This window comes from Bacillus tianshenii, assembly GCA_020524525.2.
GTDB lineage: Bacteria > Bacillota > Bacilli > Bacillales > Bacillaceae_N > Bacillus_AV.
The window spans coordinates 111733-126906 of record CP129018.1; the positions used below are offsets into that span (position 1 = coordinate 111733).

15 protein-coding genes and 1 riboswitch are annotated in these 15174 nt (G+C 37.6%); of the genes, 11 read left to right on the forward strand and 4 right to left on the reverse strand.

The window, feature by feature from the left end; genetic code table 11:
- From thiS to LC040_00515, 4 genes are all read right to left on the reverse strand, one after another.
- Nucleotides 1-204 (reverse strand): sulfur carrier protein ThiS, encoded by a 204-nt coding sequence (thiS, locus tag LC040_00500; GenBank protein WLR51418.1) that lies wholly within the window; start codon nt 202-204, stop codon nt 1-3.
- 5 nt (nt 205-209) lie between these two features.
- Nucleotides 210-1328, reverse strand: a complete 1119-nt coding sequence (thiO, locus tag LC040_00505; protein WLR51419.1) for a glycine oxidase ThiO — start codon at nt 1326-1328, stop codon at nt 210-212.
- A complete protein-coding gene (locus tag LC040_00510; GenBank protein ID WLR51420.1) occupies nt 1329-1925 on the reverse strand; it encodes a thiamine phosphate synthase in 597 nt (198 codons plus the stop codon).
- A 70-nt stretch (nt 1926-1995) separates the two neighbouring features.
- A riboswitch (TPP riboswitch) is annotated at nt 1996-2094 on the reverse strand.
- Nucleotides 2095-2170: 76 nt separating this feature from the next.
- Nucleotides 2171-2491 carry a hypothetical protein gene (locus LC040_00515; GenBank protein WLR51421.1) on the reverse strand — a complete coding sequence of 107 codons (321 nt, stop codon included), beginning with the start codon at nt 2489-2491 and terminating at the stop codon, nt 2171-2173.
- 313 nt (nt 2492-2804) lie between these two features.
- Here LC040_00515 and LC040_00520 point away from each other — a divergent pair, with 313 nt between their 5' ends.
- The 11 genes from LC040_00520 (at nt 2805) to LC040_00570 (ending at nt 15146) form a co-directional block, all read left to right on the forward strand.
- A complete protein-coding gene (locus LC040_00520; GenBank protein ID WLR51422.1) occupies nt 2805-4076 on the forward strand; it encodes a purine/pyrimidine permease in 1272 nt (423 codons plus the stop codon).
- A gap of 140 nt (nt 4077-4216) precedes the next feature.
- Nucleotides 4217-6397, forward strand: coding sequence for an EAL domain-containing protein (locus LC040_00525; protein ID WLR51423.1), 2181 nt, complete (start codon nt 4217-4219; stop codon nt 6395-6397).
- A gap of 282 nt (nt 6398-6679) precedes the next feature.
- On the forward strand, nt 6680-8269 hold the full coding sequence (locus tag LC040_00530; protein ID WLR51424.1) for a methyl-accepting chemotaxis protein: 1590 nt from the start codon (nt 6680-6682) through the stop codon (nt 8267-8269).
- A 72-nt stretch (nt 8270-8341) separates the two neighbouring features.
- Nucleotides 8342-8779: a chemotaxis protein CheW gene (locus tag LC040_00535; GenBank protein ID WLR51425.1), complete on the forward strand. Its 438-nt coding sequence runs from the start codon at nt 8342-8344 to the stop codon at nt 8777-8779.
- Between the two features lie 18 nt (nt 8780-8797).
- Nucleotides 8798-11353 (forward strand): chemotaxis protein CheW, encoded by a 2556-nt coding sequence (locus LC040_00540; protein ID WLR51426.1) that lies wholly within the window; start codon nt 8798-8800, stop codon nt 11351-11353.
- A gap of 16 nt (nt 11354-11369) precedes the next feature.
- Nucleotides 11370-11789 (forward strand): ATP-binding protein, encoded by a 420-nt coding sequence (locus LC040_00545; GenBank protein ID WLR51427.1) that lies wholly within the window; start codon nt 11370-11372, stop codon nt 11787-11789.
- Entirely contained in the window at nt 11779-12117 is a 339-nt protein-coding gene (locus LC040_00550; protein WLR51428.1) for an STAS domain-containing protein, read from the forward strand. Before LC040_00545 ends, LC040_00550 begins: the two co-directional genes overlap by 11 nt.
- The gene (locus LC040_00555; GenBank protein ID WLR51429.1) at nt 12114-13226 is read left to right on the forward strand and encodes a SpoIIE family protein phosphatase; all 1113 of its coding nucleotides are present in this window, start codon (nt 12114-12116) and stop codon (nt 13224-13226) included. Before LC040_00550 ends, LC040_00555 begins: the two co-directional genes overlap by 4 nt.
- 30 nt (nt 13227-13256) lie before the next feature.
- Nucleotides 13257-13643, forward strand: a complete 387-nt coding sequence (locus LC040_00560) for a response regulator (protein ID WLR51430.1) — start codon at nt 13257-13259, stop codon at nt 13641-13643.
- Between the two features lie 15 nt (nt 13644-13658).
- A complete protein-coding gene (locus tag LC040_00565) occupies nt 13659-14747 on the forward strand; it encodes a response regulator (GenBank protein WLR51431.1) in 1089 nt (362 codons plus the stop codon).
- A gap of 6 nt (nt 14748-14753) precedes the next feature.
- The gene (locus LC040_00570) at nt 14754-15146 is read left to right on the forward strand and encodes a response regulator (protein ID WLR51432.1); all 393 of its coding nucleotides are present in this window, start codon (nt 14754-14756) and stop codon (nt 15144-15146) included.
- Nucleotides 15147-15174 lie beyond the last annotated feature (28 nt).

Genomic DNA, 15174 nt, shown 5'->3' on the forward strand with positions numbered 1-15174 from the left:
TCATCCACCTCCGACAAAATTAACGATTTCAATTGAATCGTTTTCCTTTATAACTTGTTTGGTATAACTTTCTTTTTCAATAATTTGTTTGTTGTGTTCGACGACAATGATTTTCTGACCGAGCTTATAATGCTGAACTAGGTCATCAATTGTTTGGACAGTAGCGGGTACTTCCACATTTTCTCCATTTACGATGATTGTCACGTTGTTCACCTCCTAACGAGTGCTTGAGACGGGGAGAAGGCAGATAAGTCAATGTCTACATCCCTCCCATTAATGAGAGCGGCAATCACTGACCCTGTCGCAGCACTTAATAAAATGCCATTGCGGTGGTGGCCGAATGCATACCATAACCCCTCTACATGTGCGGACTGGCCGATGTATGGTAAATGTGTTGGCGTCGTTGGGCGAAGTCCAGCCCAAACTCGTTCAAGCTGTGCTTCTCCTAAAGCCGGAAGTAGCGAACGTGCTGCACCAAGTAGTTGATAGATTCCATTAACAGTAGGAGTCGTATCGTAGGAATATGGTCTTTCAGTTGCACCGACAAAAATGGTATCCGCTGTCTTCGGTGTTAAATAACATGCCTCTGAGAAAAGGGTTGTCGACAGAATAGGCTGAGAAACCTTTAATGACAATGCTTCACCTTTAAGCGGGTATAGTTCAACGTCATCTCGAATAAGTGAAGGGTTTTTACTCCAAACGCCGCTTGCAATGACAACATGGTCTGCTGTGTATGTCCCTTTAAGTGTTTTTACCCCTTGAGCTTGGTGATCTGTTTCGACTAACTCAAGCACCTCTTGAAATTCTTCAATCGTAGCGCCGTATTTTGTTGCTCCTGCTGCTAGCGCTCTTACTAGTTGAGTTGCTGTTACTTGTGACTCGTTAGGGAAATACAGTCCTCCTAAGATAGAATCTGAAAGACACGGTTCTAACTCTAAAAGTTGCTCATTTGTTAATAGTTCAGCATGCTCGCCTTGCGAAGTTTGCCACGCTTTGATTTTGGAATATTGCGTCAACTCATCTTCTGAAAATGCTGGTTTTATGGCCCCGGTTCTTCGATAACCGACATCAATTCCTGTAAGTTCTTTTAATTCAGAAACAAGTTCTGGGAACAGCTGCATGCTTTGCTTTGCTAAGGGATAGAGTGGATTGAACTCGGTCAATTCAGCTTGAATGCCTAACATTCCCGCTGCTGCTGAAGAAGATTTAAGCCCAACTTGGTCTTTTTCCAATAACAAAACTTTATGACCTTCCTTTGCTAAGTAAAAGGCAGTGACACAGCCAATCACACCGCCGCCGACAATTATGACATCGAATTTTTTTAACATTTAACTCCAACCTTTTATCATAGTATGTATTTGCTTAGCTATTTTTTGTGGTTCTGGGTGTTCCATTATTCCGTTCATCATTGCAAAGCCAGATGCTCCAGAAGCTTTTACTTGATGTAGGTTTTTAATGCTGATTCCACCTATCGCAATAATTGGTTTTGTAGTCGCAGAACAGAGTTGATGAAGGGCTTGGACACCTCTAGGCGTCATATTTTCTTTACTAGCCGTTTCAAAGATATGACCAAACATGAAGTAATCTGCTTGTTGCTTCGCTCTAGCACTTGAGAGTGAATGAATGGAAGCACCGACTGTTAGTTTTGGAAAGTGCTTTTTAATCGCTGAAAGATTCTCGATTCTTTCAGGGAGATGGACACCACCAAGTGAATAAGTTGCTGCTATTTCAGCATGCGTATTGAGAATGACTTTTGATAAAGGGAAATTCACCTGTTTTAGGTGTTCAATCCAAGTTTCGATTGTATGCTGGTCTAGGTGTTTTTCACGAATGTGAATATAATCAATGAAGGGTTCAATTTGTTGCAGGATACATCTTGCTTTGGAAAATGGTTGCTTTCCATTTGTAATGACATGAAACTCCATTAATGTCCTCCTTGTACGCAAAAAAGCCGCTTTCCAAAGGGAAGCGGCTGTCATATACGCAAATTAAGCATACAAAATCGTTCAACTTCCCTCCGCTGGTCTAAACCAGATCAGGTTCAAAGAGTTCGGAATCATCCGTCTCAGCCCGAAGGCACCCCTAGTGAAATACTATTATTTAATTTTGATATTATAATAGCATTAAACGTTTTCAAGTACAACCCTTTTTGTCTTAACAGCTGTAAAGTCTAGGTGTTTTTCAGGGGAGTTTGTTTACATAACTGTTCAATTAACGTTTTGATATAAGGGTGCTCAAATTCAGCTGAGTGCTCTAAGCGATAGAGTTGACTCCATAGAGAATTGTAGGTGCTTTTGAATTTATGATCGATTTTGTTGTTAAAATATCGCTCTACTGCCGAAAGACGCCATTTAGCAAACTTTCGGTATTCTTCTTTGTTTGGCAATTCTCCCATATCGACCTTTAAAATAATTTCGTTGACTTCGTGTAGCCATGTTTCTACATCTGTTTCTGTAGGGTTCGCTACATTTTGATGGATATTAACCAACATAGTAACTCCTTTCCTTCAGTAATCCAGTTCTTTTTTATTAATAATATGTTAATTATATATATTACAGTAAAAAACATTTAAATTTTACTATTTTTATAATATTTCTGTTTTTTTCTTAATGAAATACGCTATATTTTATGAATGTACAAAAACGAAGCTATTTTTGATAAGATAAATAAGGAAAAGAATTGTTTCATAAACTCCATCTGCGGATGGAGAAGCGGAATTTTTGAGGGATTTTATTCTCTTTTTCGTTCGCTCCTTGTTTCTTAGACAAGGGGCTTTTTCTGTTTATAGAAAGGTGTGAAGAGGTTTGCAGAAGTATCTATTACCTTCATTGCAATGGTTTTTATTTATTATTTCTGGAAATATCGTCGCTCCAATTGCGATTGCATCAAGTTACGGGATGTCGCCAGAGCTAACCATTGAATTTATATCGAGGACGTTTATTGTGTTAGCAGTATCAGGGCTCTTGCAAGTAATGTTTGGCCATCGTTTACCAATTAATGAAGGACCTGCTGGGCTATGGTGGGGGATTTTCACCTTATACTCCAACCTAGGGTTAGTGTTATTCGGCTCAACTGAACAGACATTGCAAGTTTTAGAGTTCTCTTTACTAATTAGCGGCGTTATCTCGATCGGGCTCAGTATGTTTGGGTTGATTGATAAGCTTTCAAACTATTTTTCTCCTGCTGTAACAGGGACTTATTTGTTATTACTAGTCGCTCAGTTAAGTGGTTCATTTTTGAATGGAGTGTTAGGAGTTGAAGGGAAAGAAGGGCAAATATCGCCAACCTTCGCAGTTGTTTCTCTCGTATTGGTTGCGGTTGCATTTGTCTTTTCTACACACCATAAACTAAAGAAAATAGGTATTATCGGAAGTCTATCAGTTGGATGGCTTATGTTTATCGTATTTGGGTTAGCGGAGAAGGTGAAATTACCTGATTCGATTGTTAGTATTCCGAAAGTATTTGCATTTGGCATACCTCACGTAGATTGGAGTGTGGTGCCTACTGTTGCTGTCATCACGCTTTTGTTAATCACAAACATGCTTGCAAGTGTCAAAATTGTAGAAAGCGTGTTGAAGATGGAAAAAGTGAAAGTAGAAGATGTTTCTCTTAAGAAGACCGGCGTTTTCATGGGTGTTGGGCAAATACTTGCTGGGTTGTTTTCTGCAATTGGACCTGTTCCGATCTCTGGGTCTGGAGGATTTATTGCTTCAAGCAGAATAACAAGTAAAATCCCATTTATAATTGCATCTGCCCTGATCATTGTTGGAAGCTTGTTTACTCCTTTTATTGCCTTTATTTCAGCGCTTCCACCAGCAGTTGGATACGCAGCTATCTTTCCGGTATTTGCAGGTATGACATCGTTAGGGATTAAAGAATTGCTTCAAGCTGCCGATGTAGAGAGTACGATAAAGAAAGTTGGCTTCCCACTCTTTGTAGGGATCGGGGTTATGTTTGTCCCGTCTGAAGCTTTTTCTTCATTACCAGCTATCATTGGTTCCGTCCTTAGCAATGGATTGGTCCTTGGTACGTTAATAGCCTTAATAATTGAAGTAGTAAGTTCAAATGATAATTAATAGATAGGCTGCTAGGTAAACTAGCAGCTTTTTCATATATTTGTCGAATGATGTAAATAGTTGAAAATTGTTTGTACAATTTTCCTGGTTAAAAAGTTATAATAGTAATAACTATGAATTTGAGAGATTGGAGTTACAACATGGGTGGACTAATACAGAACCAAAGTGCAAATGCTTTAGGGAAAATGGATAGCAAAGATTTGACATCTTGGTTAGAGATTCTACGTACATTTCAAAACGTTGCTAATATTCCTGAATCTTCCTTCAATGATATTAAAGCTGAACTAACGCATTTATTCTATTTGAAGCATGCATTTGATGAATCGATTATTATTGGTATGACTGACATAAAAGGACGTATCATGTACGTAAACGATCTTTTCATGAAAATTTCTGGATATAGTAAAGAAGAATTGATCGGCCAAAACCATAGTATTTTAAATTCAGGCTATCATTCAAAAGGTTTCTTCAGAGAGATGTGGAGAACGATTTCTTCCGGACAGAAATGGGAAGGCGAAATAAAAAACCGAGCAAAAGATGGGTCATTTTATTGGGTTAAAACATCAATTATCCCCGTTGTTGATGATAGTGGAAAGCCGACCTGTTATATTTCTGCACGAACTGATATTACAGAAGGAAAAATAGCACAGGAAAGCTTATATGTAGCGTTACAAGAAGAATATCGAAAAGTCGTTCAAGCACTGGAAAATATGGTATTCAAAATTAAAAAAGATGACGCTGGGAAAATGCAATTTAGTCTATTTGCTGGAAAGCTTGCGAAGCGATTGGGTTTATCAAATGAAAGCTTTTTAAATAAAACACCTGAAGAAATTTTCACCGAAGAACAAGCGAAAATTTTTAATAAACAGTTCACCAAAGCATTTGAAGGTGAATCGCTTTTTTATAAACAAAGGTTAGGGACTGAATTTACATTATTTATCTCGCTATCTCCACTTATAGAAGACGGTGAGGTTGTGGAGCTTGTAGGGACATGCTCCGACATCTCTGATTTAGAAAAAGCTAACGAAAAAATTAACTTTCTTGCCTATCATGATCCGGTCACAAGGCTTCCAAACAAGAAACGATTTGATGATGATTTATCTCTAGCACTTAATGTAGCAAAGACTACAAATCAGAAGCTTGCCGTTCTATGTGTGAGAGTCAATGGTATCAATAAGGTGAATGAACTTTTCGGCCCGTCTATGAGTGAAGTATTGTTAAAAAAAGTAGTCGGTCTTCTTAATGAACATGCAAACGATGCCGGAAGGATTTACAGGATAGAAGGAAATCGCTTTTTAATTATTGTTTCGGGATATCTCAAAGAGCAGGAACTAGAACAGATTGCATATGCAATTTGCCAAGCAATTGAAAAAGTTCATCGGATACATGAACATGAGTTTCGGCTTACCTGTCATATTGGAGCAAGTACATTTCCAGAATATGAGGAAGTAGACGAGCTTCTAAATTCAACATTTAAAGCTCTTCATTATTGCCGTTTAAAGAAAAATAATGTTTATCAAATGTATACAAAGGAAGTTCATGATTATTTCTTAGAATCTCTTTCTTTAGAACGAGCATTAAAACAAGCCATTCAAAATGATGAATTGACTCTTTATTATCAGCCAAAGATTGATATTCAAACAAATAAGCTAGTTGGAATGGAAGTGCTTCTAAGGTGGTTTTCAAAGGAATTAGGCTTTATCAGTCCTGCGACATTTATTCCATTAGCAGAAGAGACTGGATTGATTTTCTCCTTAGGCGATTGGGTACTCTCGCGTGCATGTGCGCAACAAAAAAAATGGATGGATAAAGGTTTTCCAAATTATAAAGTAGCGGTTAACTTATCACCATTAGAATTGCAACACTCTCAATTTACTTCTCGCCTTCAAGGGATTCTAGAAAGAACAGGCTTGCCTCCTGAGAACTTAGAAATTGAAATCACAGAAAATAGTATTATGGAAGACACCGATGCAAGTGTGACCTTAATTCAAGAATTGAGAGAAATGGGCCTTTCGATTGCAATTGATGATTTCGGCACTGGCTATTCTTCACTAGGGTATTTAAAGAAATTCCCAGTCAATACATTGAAAATTGACCAAAGCTTTGTAAAAGATATTTTATGCAGTACAAGTGATGCGCAATTGGTGAAAGCGATGCTTGGGATTGCTCGTGCTTTCCACTTAACCGTTGTAGCAGAAGGAGTAGAAACAGAAGAAGTAGCTAATTTCCTTAAGGAGATTGGCTGTGAGCAAGTACAAGGTTATTATTTCAGCAGGCCGCTTCCTGCAGAGGAATTTGAACAATTGTATTTAAATGAATAGAACGTATGAAGAGCTGCCGTATGGCGGCTCTTTTTTGATCGCAGGAAGGGGAAGCTGTCTAAATGGTTAGCTTTATGTTTGAAATGAACGAAAAAAATAACTGAAAAAGTTGTAATCTGCTTTAAAAAGTACCTTTTCTTGTATGTAAGAGGGAGGTGGGTGTCTGAAAAGGTGTTTATTAGGTTCAAAATACCTATAATTCGTTTGCTTGAAAGGGTACTTAATTGGTAAAAAAGATTTATAGGAAATATAAAAGGAACAATCATGTTGGAGGTAATGACAATGAAGTGGTTTCAAAATTTAAAGATTTTTAACAAACTACTTGCACTTATTTTGATTAATGTTGTTTTTTTCACTGGGTTAGGATTATCAAGCTATTATTTTATGCAAGGTATGATTTCGAATTCTGATGATATGTACGAAAATAAACTTTTGCCAATTCAATGGCTGAATGAGGCACGTGCACATAACCGTGCTGGTGAAGCGTTAATGCTAAAGCTACTGCATGAAAAAGACCCAGCAGTACAACAGCAATTGATTGACCAAATCGATCAGAGAGCTGGAAAAGTTGATGAGTTGTTAACGAAGTATGAGCAAACAAAATTGTTAGATATTGAAAAGCAAAAACTAGCTTTGCTTAAAGATACACTAACGAACTTTCGAGCAGATAAATCCCAAGCAATCCAGCTTGCAACAAGTGCTCAATTTGAAAAAGGTTTAAAGCTTTATAACGCCTCAGCTGAAAAGCTGTTAAACGAAAGTAATCAAATTTTAGATGAATTAGCGAATTTAAATTCAGATAATGCATCTAAGCTTCAGAAGCAAACAAGCTCAGCTGCAGTAAAAGCTGTTACGACAATGATTGCGATTGTCTTTGGAGCTATCGCCTTATCTATTGTGATTGGCATCTATATTTCTCGTTTGTTAAATCGCCCAATACTTAACTTATTAGATAATATGCAGAAAGCGGCTGATGGAGATTTAACCGTCCATTCTACGTATACTTCTAAAGACGAGTTAGGGAGCTTGACTCATTCATTTAATGAAATGATCAGTAGTTTAAAAGAGTTAATTACACAAATCAATCACAATGCTGTAGATTTGGCTGCGAATTCAGAACAAATCTCTGCTAGTTCTGAAGAGATTGCCGCAGGTAGTCAGGAACAAGCTGCCTCAGCAAACAGTGTTTCTGAAATGATGAACGAGGTTTCCAATGCCGTTAATGAAGTCGCAAGCAATGCAACAGGCGTGACAGAGGAATCAGATAAAGCAGTTCAGGTCGCTGAGCAAGGTGAAACAGTTATAAATGTAACATTAGCGGGGATGTCAGAAATTAGTCATAAGATCAGCAGTTTATCAAAACAGTCGGATACAATCGGTGAAATTATTGTGATGATTGATGATATCGCTGAACAAACGAACTTGCTTGCTGTTAATGCAGCAATTGAAGCGGCCCGAGCTGGAGATGCTGGCAAAGGATTTGCGGTAGTAGCAGATGAGGTTCGCAAGCTGGCTGAAAGAAGCAGTGTAGCAACAAAAGAAATATCTGAGCTGATTCGTGATATTCAAGTGAATGTGAAAGAAACGGTTGAGGCTGTTGCAGTAGGTAATGAGAATACAAATAGTGCTGGTGAGCAATTTCAAGAGATTAAAGTGCTCATTAAGAATGCAGCAGTCGGAATTAATGAAATTGCTGCGGCAAGTGAACAGTTGGCAAGTCAATCAACTGAAGTGCTTACGGCTGTTGAGAATATTGCTTCGGTAACAGAAGAAACATCTTCTGGTATTCAGCAAACGGCTGATTCGGCAACAAACCTATCCCGTATGGCTGAAGAATTAAATCAACTTGCTGCGAAATTCACACTTAATTAAACAGTGTTTTTCAAAAGGATAACAGTCTATTATTTGTCGGTTATCCTTTTTTAAAGAACGGGGGCTTTACCAATGGACTTGACCCAAAATAAATTTGTTTTATTCCATTTAGGAGACTTAACGTTAGCGCTCAATGTTAGTGAGATTCGAGAGATCATTAATATACAGCCAATTGATGAAGTGCCGAATGTCAATTCGATGATAGCTGGTGTTATTAATTTACGAGGAAGAATTATTCCTGTTGTGAAATTAAGGGACCGCTTTGGGCTTGAACAGAAAGCGTTTGATAAGTATACACGGATAATTATTGTTCGGGAAAATGATGAAACGATCGGAATAGTGATTGATCAACTGTTAAAAGTCATTCAAATTCATGACAAGCATTTTGAGAAGTCACCAAACATGGTCGTTTCATTTGACCAAAATTGTCTAGAAGGATTTGTGCGAGTAGAAAGTCAGTTAATCGGTATATTGAAGCTTAACACTGTGCTCTACCCAGAAGGTGTGTGATAAGGAGGTTTTTTTAAAATGGCAAGTTATGATGTAAGTGCCTTTTTAGGCGTGTTCTTAGATGAGGCAACAGAACAATTGCAAATATTAGATGAAAAAATACTTGAACTTGAACAAGACAGCTCGAATCCAGAAACAATTGAGGTGATATTTCGGGCTGCCCACACACTGAAGGGCTCGTCAGGCGCAATGGAGTTTCGAAAGATGAATCGTTTAACACATGTAGTAGAGAATGTATTTGATCTAATTCGTTCCAATCACATGACTGTTGATACAAACGTAATTAACTTGATTTTTGAAGCGATTGATCAGTTGAAAATTATTGTGAATGTGATTACAGAAAGCCATCATGATGATGTTGATTGTGAGGAAATCATCCAAAAGCTCGATTCGTTAGTTGCTTCCTACAGCGGGGGGGACAGAGGAAACAGCTCACAGCCTGTTCACAAACATAATGCCGATGAATTTGTATTGGTATATGAAGAGTATCAAAAGAATGTCATTCTACAGTCATTGCATGGGGACACGAAAGTATTTGCAGTTTTCGTTGAGCTTGTAGATGACTCACAGATGAAGTCAATTCGAGCGTTGTTAATTTATAACAACTTAGAGGAGGTTGGAGATGTTATTGCATCTACTCCTTCAACGGAACAACTTGAAAATGATGATAAGCTTGCTAGTCGTTTTGTTTATACAGTAGCGACTAGCTATTCAGAGCAAGATATTTTTCAAGTGATTAACAGTTTGGCAGAAATCAAGACAATCAGTATTACTGAAATTACGACAGACAATCTGCCTCACTATACAAATGGTGAAGGGGTGCAAACTGCTAAAGCTCCTCGGAAAGCAGTTGATGTTGTTAAGAATACAAGTATACCACGTGTAAACTCGCAAACTATTCGTGTTGATGTTGGCAAGCTCGAACAGCTTATGAACCTTGTCGGTGAGTTAATTATTGACCGTTCCCGTTTGAACGAGGCACATCTTCATTTAGCTAATCAATTTAAGTCTAATCATTATGTTGAAATGCTAGGAAGTGTCAATGATCATCTTCATCGTGTCGTCAGTGAACTACAAGACGGAATGATGAAGGTTAGAATGCTTCCGATTGAGCAATTGTTTAGTCGATTCCCACGCATGGTTCGTGATCTTTCACAAAAAGCAGGAAAAGAAATCAATCTCGTCATGGAAGGAAAAGAAACTGAGCTTGACCGTACCGTTATTGAAGAAATTGGCGATCCAATCATTCATTTGCTTCGTAATGCTTTAGATCATGGAATTGAAAGTGCTGAAGATAGAAAGTCTGCGAATAAGCCTGAAACAGGAACAATTACACTCCGAGCTTCTCAAAAAGACGGGCATATTCAAATCGAACTGATAGATGATGGGGCAGGAATCAATGCTGAAAAATTAGCTCTTAAAGCAATTGAAAAAGGCATTTTAACGAAAGAGGAAGCCGATTCACTATCAGAAAAAGAAAAATGCCAATTAATTTTTCATTCTGGCTTTTCTACAGCGAAAGCAGTGACAGATATTTCGGGTCGGGGAGTTGGCATGGATATTGTCCGCAATTCTGTTGAAAAGTTAAACGGTGTGATTGATTTACAAACTAGGCTTGGTGAAGGAACAGTCTTTACAATTAAGCTCCCTTTAACATTAGCAATCCTTCCAGCACTGCTTGTTCAAATTGGAGCAAAACCGTTTGCTTTACCATTAGTAAATGTTGTAGAAATCATTCGTATGGAGAGTGACACGGTAAGAACAATTAATGGTCAAATGATCGGCTTAATTCGAGGAGAAATGATACCGTTGCTGAAGTTACATGCCAAATTAAATGTAAAAGAAGATGTCAGCAAGAAAAAGGTTCAAGTCGTAGTTGTAGGCTTAGCAGAAAAACGTGTTGGTATTATGATTGACCAAGTAATAGGCAATCAAGAGATTGTTATGAAGTCACTTGGAGGCTATCTAGGAAAGCCAGAATATATAACAGGTGCTACGATTCTCGGCAACGGCCGTGTTGCAATGATTCTTGATATAGCAACCATTGTTCAAGAAGAAGGTACAGACATAGCACAGTTGGATGCTCACGCTGCCCAATTTGAAAAACAAAAGGCTGAAGCGAAAAAATGGCTAACTTTCCAAGTAGGTAATGAAACGTTCGGATTAGAAGCACAGGAAATTCATGAAGTATTAAACATCACCACTATTTCTCCTGTATTAAATGCACCAGATACAGTCGAAGGACTAATTCATTTGAGAGATAGGATGCTGCCAGTCATTAATTTACAAAAACGATTGAATATGAGTGTTGAAAACAATAAACAAAAACGGTCAAAGGTTATTATCTTTGAGACAGGTGAAACGTTGTTTGGAATGCTTGTAGGTCAAATTAAGTCAGTATTAGCGATTAATGAAGAGGAAATGGAAGAAGTTCCGAAAAATATCAATCCATCGTATAAACGATTTATGAAAGGTATTTATCGTGACGGGACCTCTTTTATCACTTTGTTAGACGCTCAAAGTATTTTAAAAGAAGAGGAAGCTCCACTTCTTGATAACTTGGTAGATGTGTAAAACTGGGGGTGCTGTTTTGTGTAATTTATATGAACGAGAACTAGTTGTGAAGAATGAGGATGATATTTATAAGGCCATTGTAATGACCCAAGACCTCTTGCGACACACATCATTCAATGAAGAGGACCAAACTCTAATTCAGCTTGCTGCAGAAGAAGCATCAACAAATGCTTTTAAATATTGTTCCCAAGATAAAATTATTGTTAAGTGGAAAATCTCCTTAGAATATTTAATTGTTGAAGTTTGGCAAAAAGGTCAAATATTTTCTATTAGCGCCTCACAAAACGTGAATACTACGTCTTCTGGAAGGGGCCTTCCGTTAATTATTGGGATAATGGATGAAGTTCATTTAGCTCAGAGAGAGGGTTGGGTGGGGCTTGTATTGACAAAGAATATGGATGCTACGAAGAAAGAGGTTGTTGAGTATGTCAATTAAGATTGAGACGTTTGCTCCAGAAATTAATATCACAATTAAAGAAGTGACGGAGTTCAAGAAAGATATGGAGGAATTTGTAAGTAGACGATCGGATTATTATATCCTTCACTTAAAAGATGTCACCTATATGAACAGCGCTGCCTTAGGGATTATTGCAAACTCTGTATTGCAAGTTAAAAATAATCATGGGAAATTAGTTATTTCTGGATTGCAGCCGCCGATTAAGAAAATCTTTAATTTAGTTCATTTTGAAAGCTTTATTGATTTGTTTGATGAATATGAAGAAGCATTAGCCTACCTTAACGGAGTTTCTGAGACGAGCAAATGAATACGTTTAACAAGTCTTCTTCGCTGATTGAACATGCCATTGATTCTACAAATGTAGGAATGATAATATTTGATGAAAATTTTGTGATTCATTATGTCAATAAAGCTTTTTGTAATATTACAGGCTATAACAAAGATGAAGTGATCAATCAATCTATCAATTTCTTTAAATCTGAGCAACATCCAGAAATTTTCTATGAAAAGCTATGGTCAAGTGTCCAAAGAATTGGCAAATGGGAAGGCGAAATGTGGAATTCAAAGAAAAACGGTGAAATGTATGCAGAATGGTTGAATATTTCCAAGATTGAGAGCTTTAGCGAGGGAAATGTACCTCATTATATTGCAACGGTCATTGACTTAACTGAGCAAAAGTTAAATGAACAGCTATTATTTGAAGATTTTCAACTATCACAACAACTTCATCAGATAATTACTCCGCAGCCGATATCGAATGAACGTATTGAGATGAGCGGGGTATATGTACCAGCGACGCTGTTTGGTGGCGATATGTATGCGTGGTTTCAGATTGATGAACATCGCTATAGCGCCATCATCATAGACGTAATGGGAAAAGGAGTAGCAGCCTCATTTATTTGCATGTCGATTCGTTCTGTCCTGGAAGAATTAGTGAAAAGGCTAGTAGACCCTGAAAAAGTGCTAGCGGAGTTAAATGCACATATGTGGAAGCTTTTTCGTCAGAAAGAAGATGGAATGCCGTACTTTTTCACCTCGATCTACTTTGTAATTGACACGAAAAAGAGACAGATTGAATATGTGAATGCTGGACATCCTCCTGGGTTATTTTATCAAGACAAGGAAACAGTCATTCATCTAAATAAAGGGGGCGTAGCAGTCGGTATGCTTCCAGAAGTGCAATATAAGAAAAGTGTCCTCCCCTATCAAAAAACATCGAATCTACTTTTGTTTACAGATGGATTCATAGAGTCTGCAAATATGGAAATGGAAGATCACATCCTATCGTTAGAAACAATTATGAAGGAGCAACAAGACACCGCAGCAGGACAACTGAGTGAACTGGTTTTAACAAATCATTTAAATCAATATCGAGTAGAAGATGATTTGTGCTTAATTTCCATTTCAATTCATTGATAAAAATATAAAAATAGGAGTCTTGTAGATATGAGAAAGATTTTGGTTGTAGATGATTCAATGGTTATGCGAAATATGATTCGAAAAGTGATTGAGAACAATCAGCTTGCAGAGGTGATGGAAGCGAAAGATGCAGATGACGCGTTAATGAAGTATCAAACCTTTCAGCCTGATGTCGTAACAATGGATATCACGATGCCTGGAAAAAGCGGAATTGAAGCTGTAAAACAAATTAAATCTGTTGATAAAAACGCAAACATTATCATGATTACAGCAATGGGGCAAAAGGCAATGGTAGTTGAGGCATTAAATGAAGGTGCACGTGACTTTATTGTAAAGCCTTTCGAGGAAGAGAAATTAGTAAGTGCGATAAATAAAATATTTAAAATAATCAATGTGTTAGAAAATCGCTATTAGAAAAAGGTGATGAAGTTGGAAACTTGTCAATTTCCAGAAGCAAAACTATTAATTGTTGATGATAATCGTGCGAATGTTTTATTGCTCGAAAAGATGTTAAAGGTTACAGGATTTTCAAATTTTCAATCAACGACTGATTCACGTGAAGTGATTGCACTGTATGATGATTTTCAACCTGATATATTATTGCTTGATTTGCGGATGCCTCACATAAATGGTTTCCAGATTATGAAAGAATTGAAGGAGTTACATAAAGAAAAATGTGCTCCAATTATTGTTATTACCGCACAAGATGATAAAGAGCATCGTCAGCTTGCCTTAAAGCTGGGCGCACGTGATTTTATCGCCAAGCCTTTTGATCGTGAAGAGCTGATTATCCGGATTAACAATGCGCTCGAAATGCAGAAGCTTCATAATGAATTGCTTCATCATAATAAACAATTAGAGGCGCAAGTCGAAGTGAGAACAAAAGAGTTACAAGAATCTCAGCTTGAATTATTAAGGCGCTTAGGACGAGCTGCAGAATATCGCGATAATGAAACAGGTCTTCACATTTTTCGCATGAGCTTATATAGTGCTGAATTGGCGAAGGAAGTAGGCTTTTCGGAAAGTGAAAGTAAAATGTTGATGCATGCAAGTGCATTACATGATATCGGAAAAATATCTGTCCCTGATGATATTCTATTGAAGCCGAGCCGCTTAACAGAAGAAGAATGGTCAATTATGCGACGCCATACAACGGTTGGAGCCGAAATCTTAGCAGGTAGCGCGTCACCGTTACTGCAGATGGCAGAGGAAATCGCCTTCACACATCATGAAAAGTGGGATGGGGGCGGATATCCACGAGGGATAAAGGGAGAAGAAATTCCTTTAGTCGGAAGGATTACTGCAATTTGTGATGTGTTTGATGCTTTAACTTCTGAACGACCTTATAAACGAGCATGGAGTGTAGATGAAGCTGTTTCAGAAATTATGAATAGTAGCGGTACCCACTTTGATCCGAATTTAGTGGAAAAATTTATTGGTATTTTACCGAAAATTAAAGCAATTCAAAGCTCATACCATAACGAAGCCGAAAGACAAACAGAAAATTTAAAAGGGTGAAGCAGCATGAGCATACTGATTGTTGATGATGTCAAACCAAATGTGATGGTAATTGAAAGAGCGCTCAAACTCATCGGGTATCAGGATGTGCTTAAAGCTTATTCAGCAGAAGAAGCGTTTCAACTATTAGGTATTGGAAGCGGTAGAACAAATAGCCATACATTTGAGCTGATCTTCTTAGATATTTTAATGCCAGGTTTGAATGGCATCGAGGCATGTACTTATATAAGGGAAGACGAACGATATCGAGAAACCCCTATTTTTATTGTTACAGCTTTCAATGATTCGACAAATATTCAAAAAGCTAAAGCAGCAGGTGCAAATGATTATTTAACTAAGCCGATAAATATGGTGGAGTTGAAACAAAAAGTTTTAAATGTATTTGATAGTAGACAATAGGTTTTTAATGGTCTATGTAAATGAGGGG

Coding starts and splice junctions, on each gene's coding strand:
- thiO (WLR51419.1), bottom strand. CDS start 1,328: ATGTTAAAAAAATTCGATGTCATAATTGTCGGCGGCGGTGTGATTGGC.
- LC040_00510 (WLR51420.1), bottom strand. CDS start 1,925: ATGGAGTTTCATGTCATTACAAATGGAAAGCAACCATTTTCCAAAGCA.
- LC040_00515 (WLR51421.1), bottom strand. CDS start 2,491: ATGTTGGTTAATATCCATCAAAATGTAGCGAACCCTACAGAAACAGAT.
- LC040_00525 (WLR51423.1), top strand. CDS start 4,217: ATGGGTGGACTAATACAGAACCAAAGTGCAAATGCTTTAGGGAAAATG.
- LC040_00530 (WLR51424.1), top strand. CDS start 6,680: ATGAAGTGGTTTCAAAATTTAAAGATTTTTAACAAACTACTTGCACTT.
- LC040_00535 (WLR51425.1), top strand. CDS start 8,342: ATGGACTTGACCCAAAATAAATTTGTTTTATTCCATTTAGGAGACTTA.
- LC040_00540 (WLR51426.1), top strand. CDS start 8,798: ATGGCAAGTTATGATGTAAGTGCCTTTTTAGGCGTGTTCTTAGATGAG.
- LC040_00550 (WLR51428.1), top strand. CDS start 11,779: ATGTCAATTAAGATTGAGACGTTTGCTCCAGAAATTAATATCACAATT.
- LC040_00555 (WLR51429.1), top strand. CDS start 12,114: ATGAATACGTTTAACAAGTCTTCTTCGCTGATTGAACATGCCATTGAT.
- LC040_00560 (WLR51430.1), top strand. CDS start 13,257: ATGAGAAAGATTTTGGTTGTAGATGATTCAATGGTTATGCGAAATATG.
- LC040_00570 (WLR51432.1), top strand. CDS start 14,754: ATGAGCATACTGATTGTTGATGATGTCAAACCAAATGTGATGGTAATT.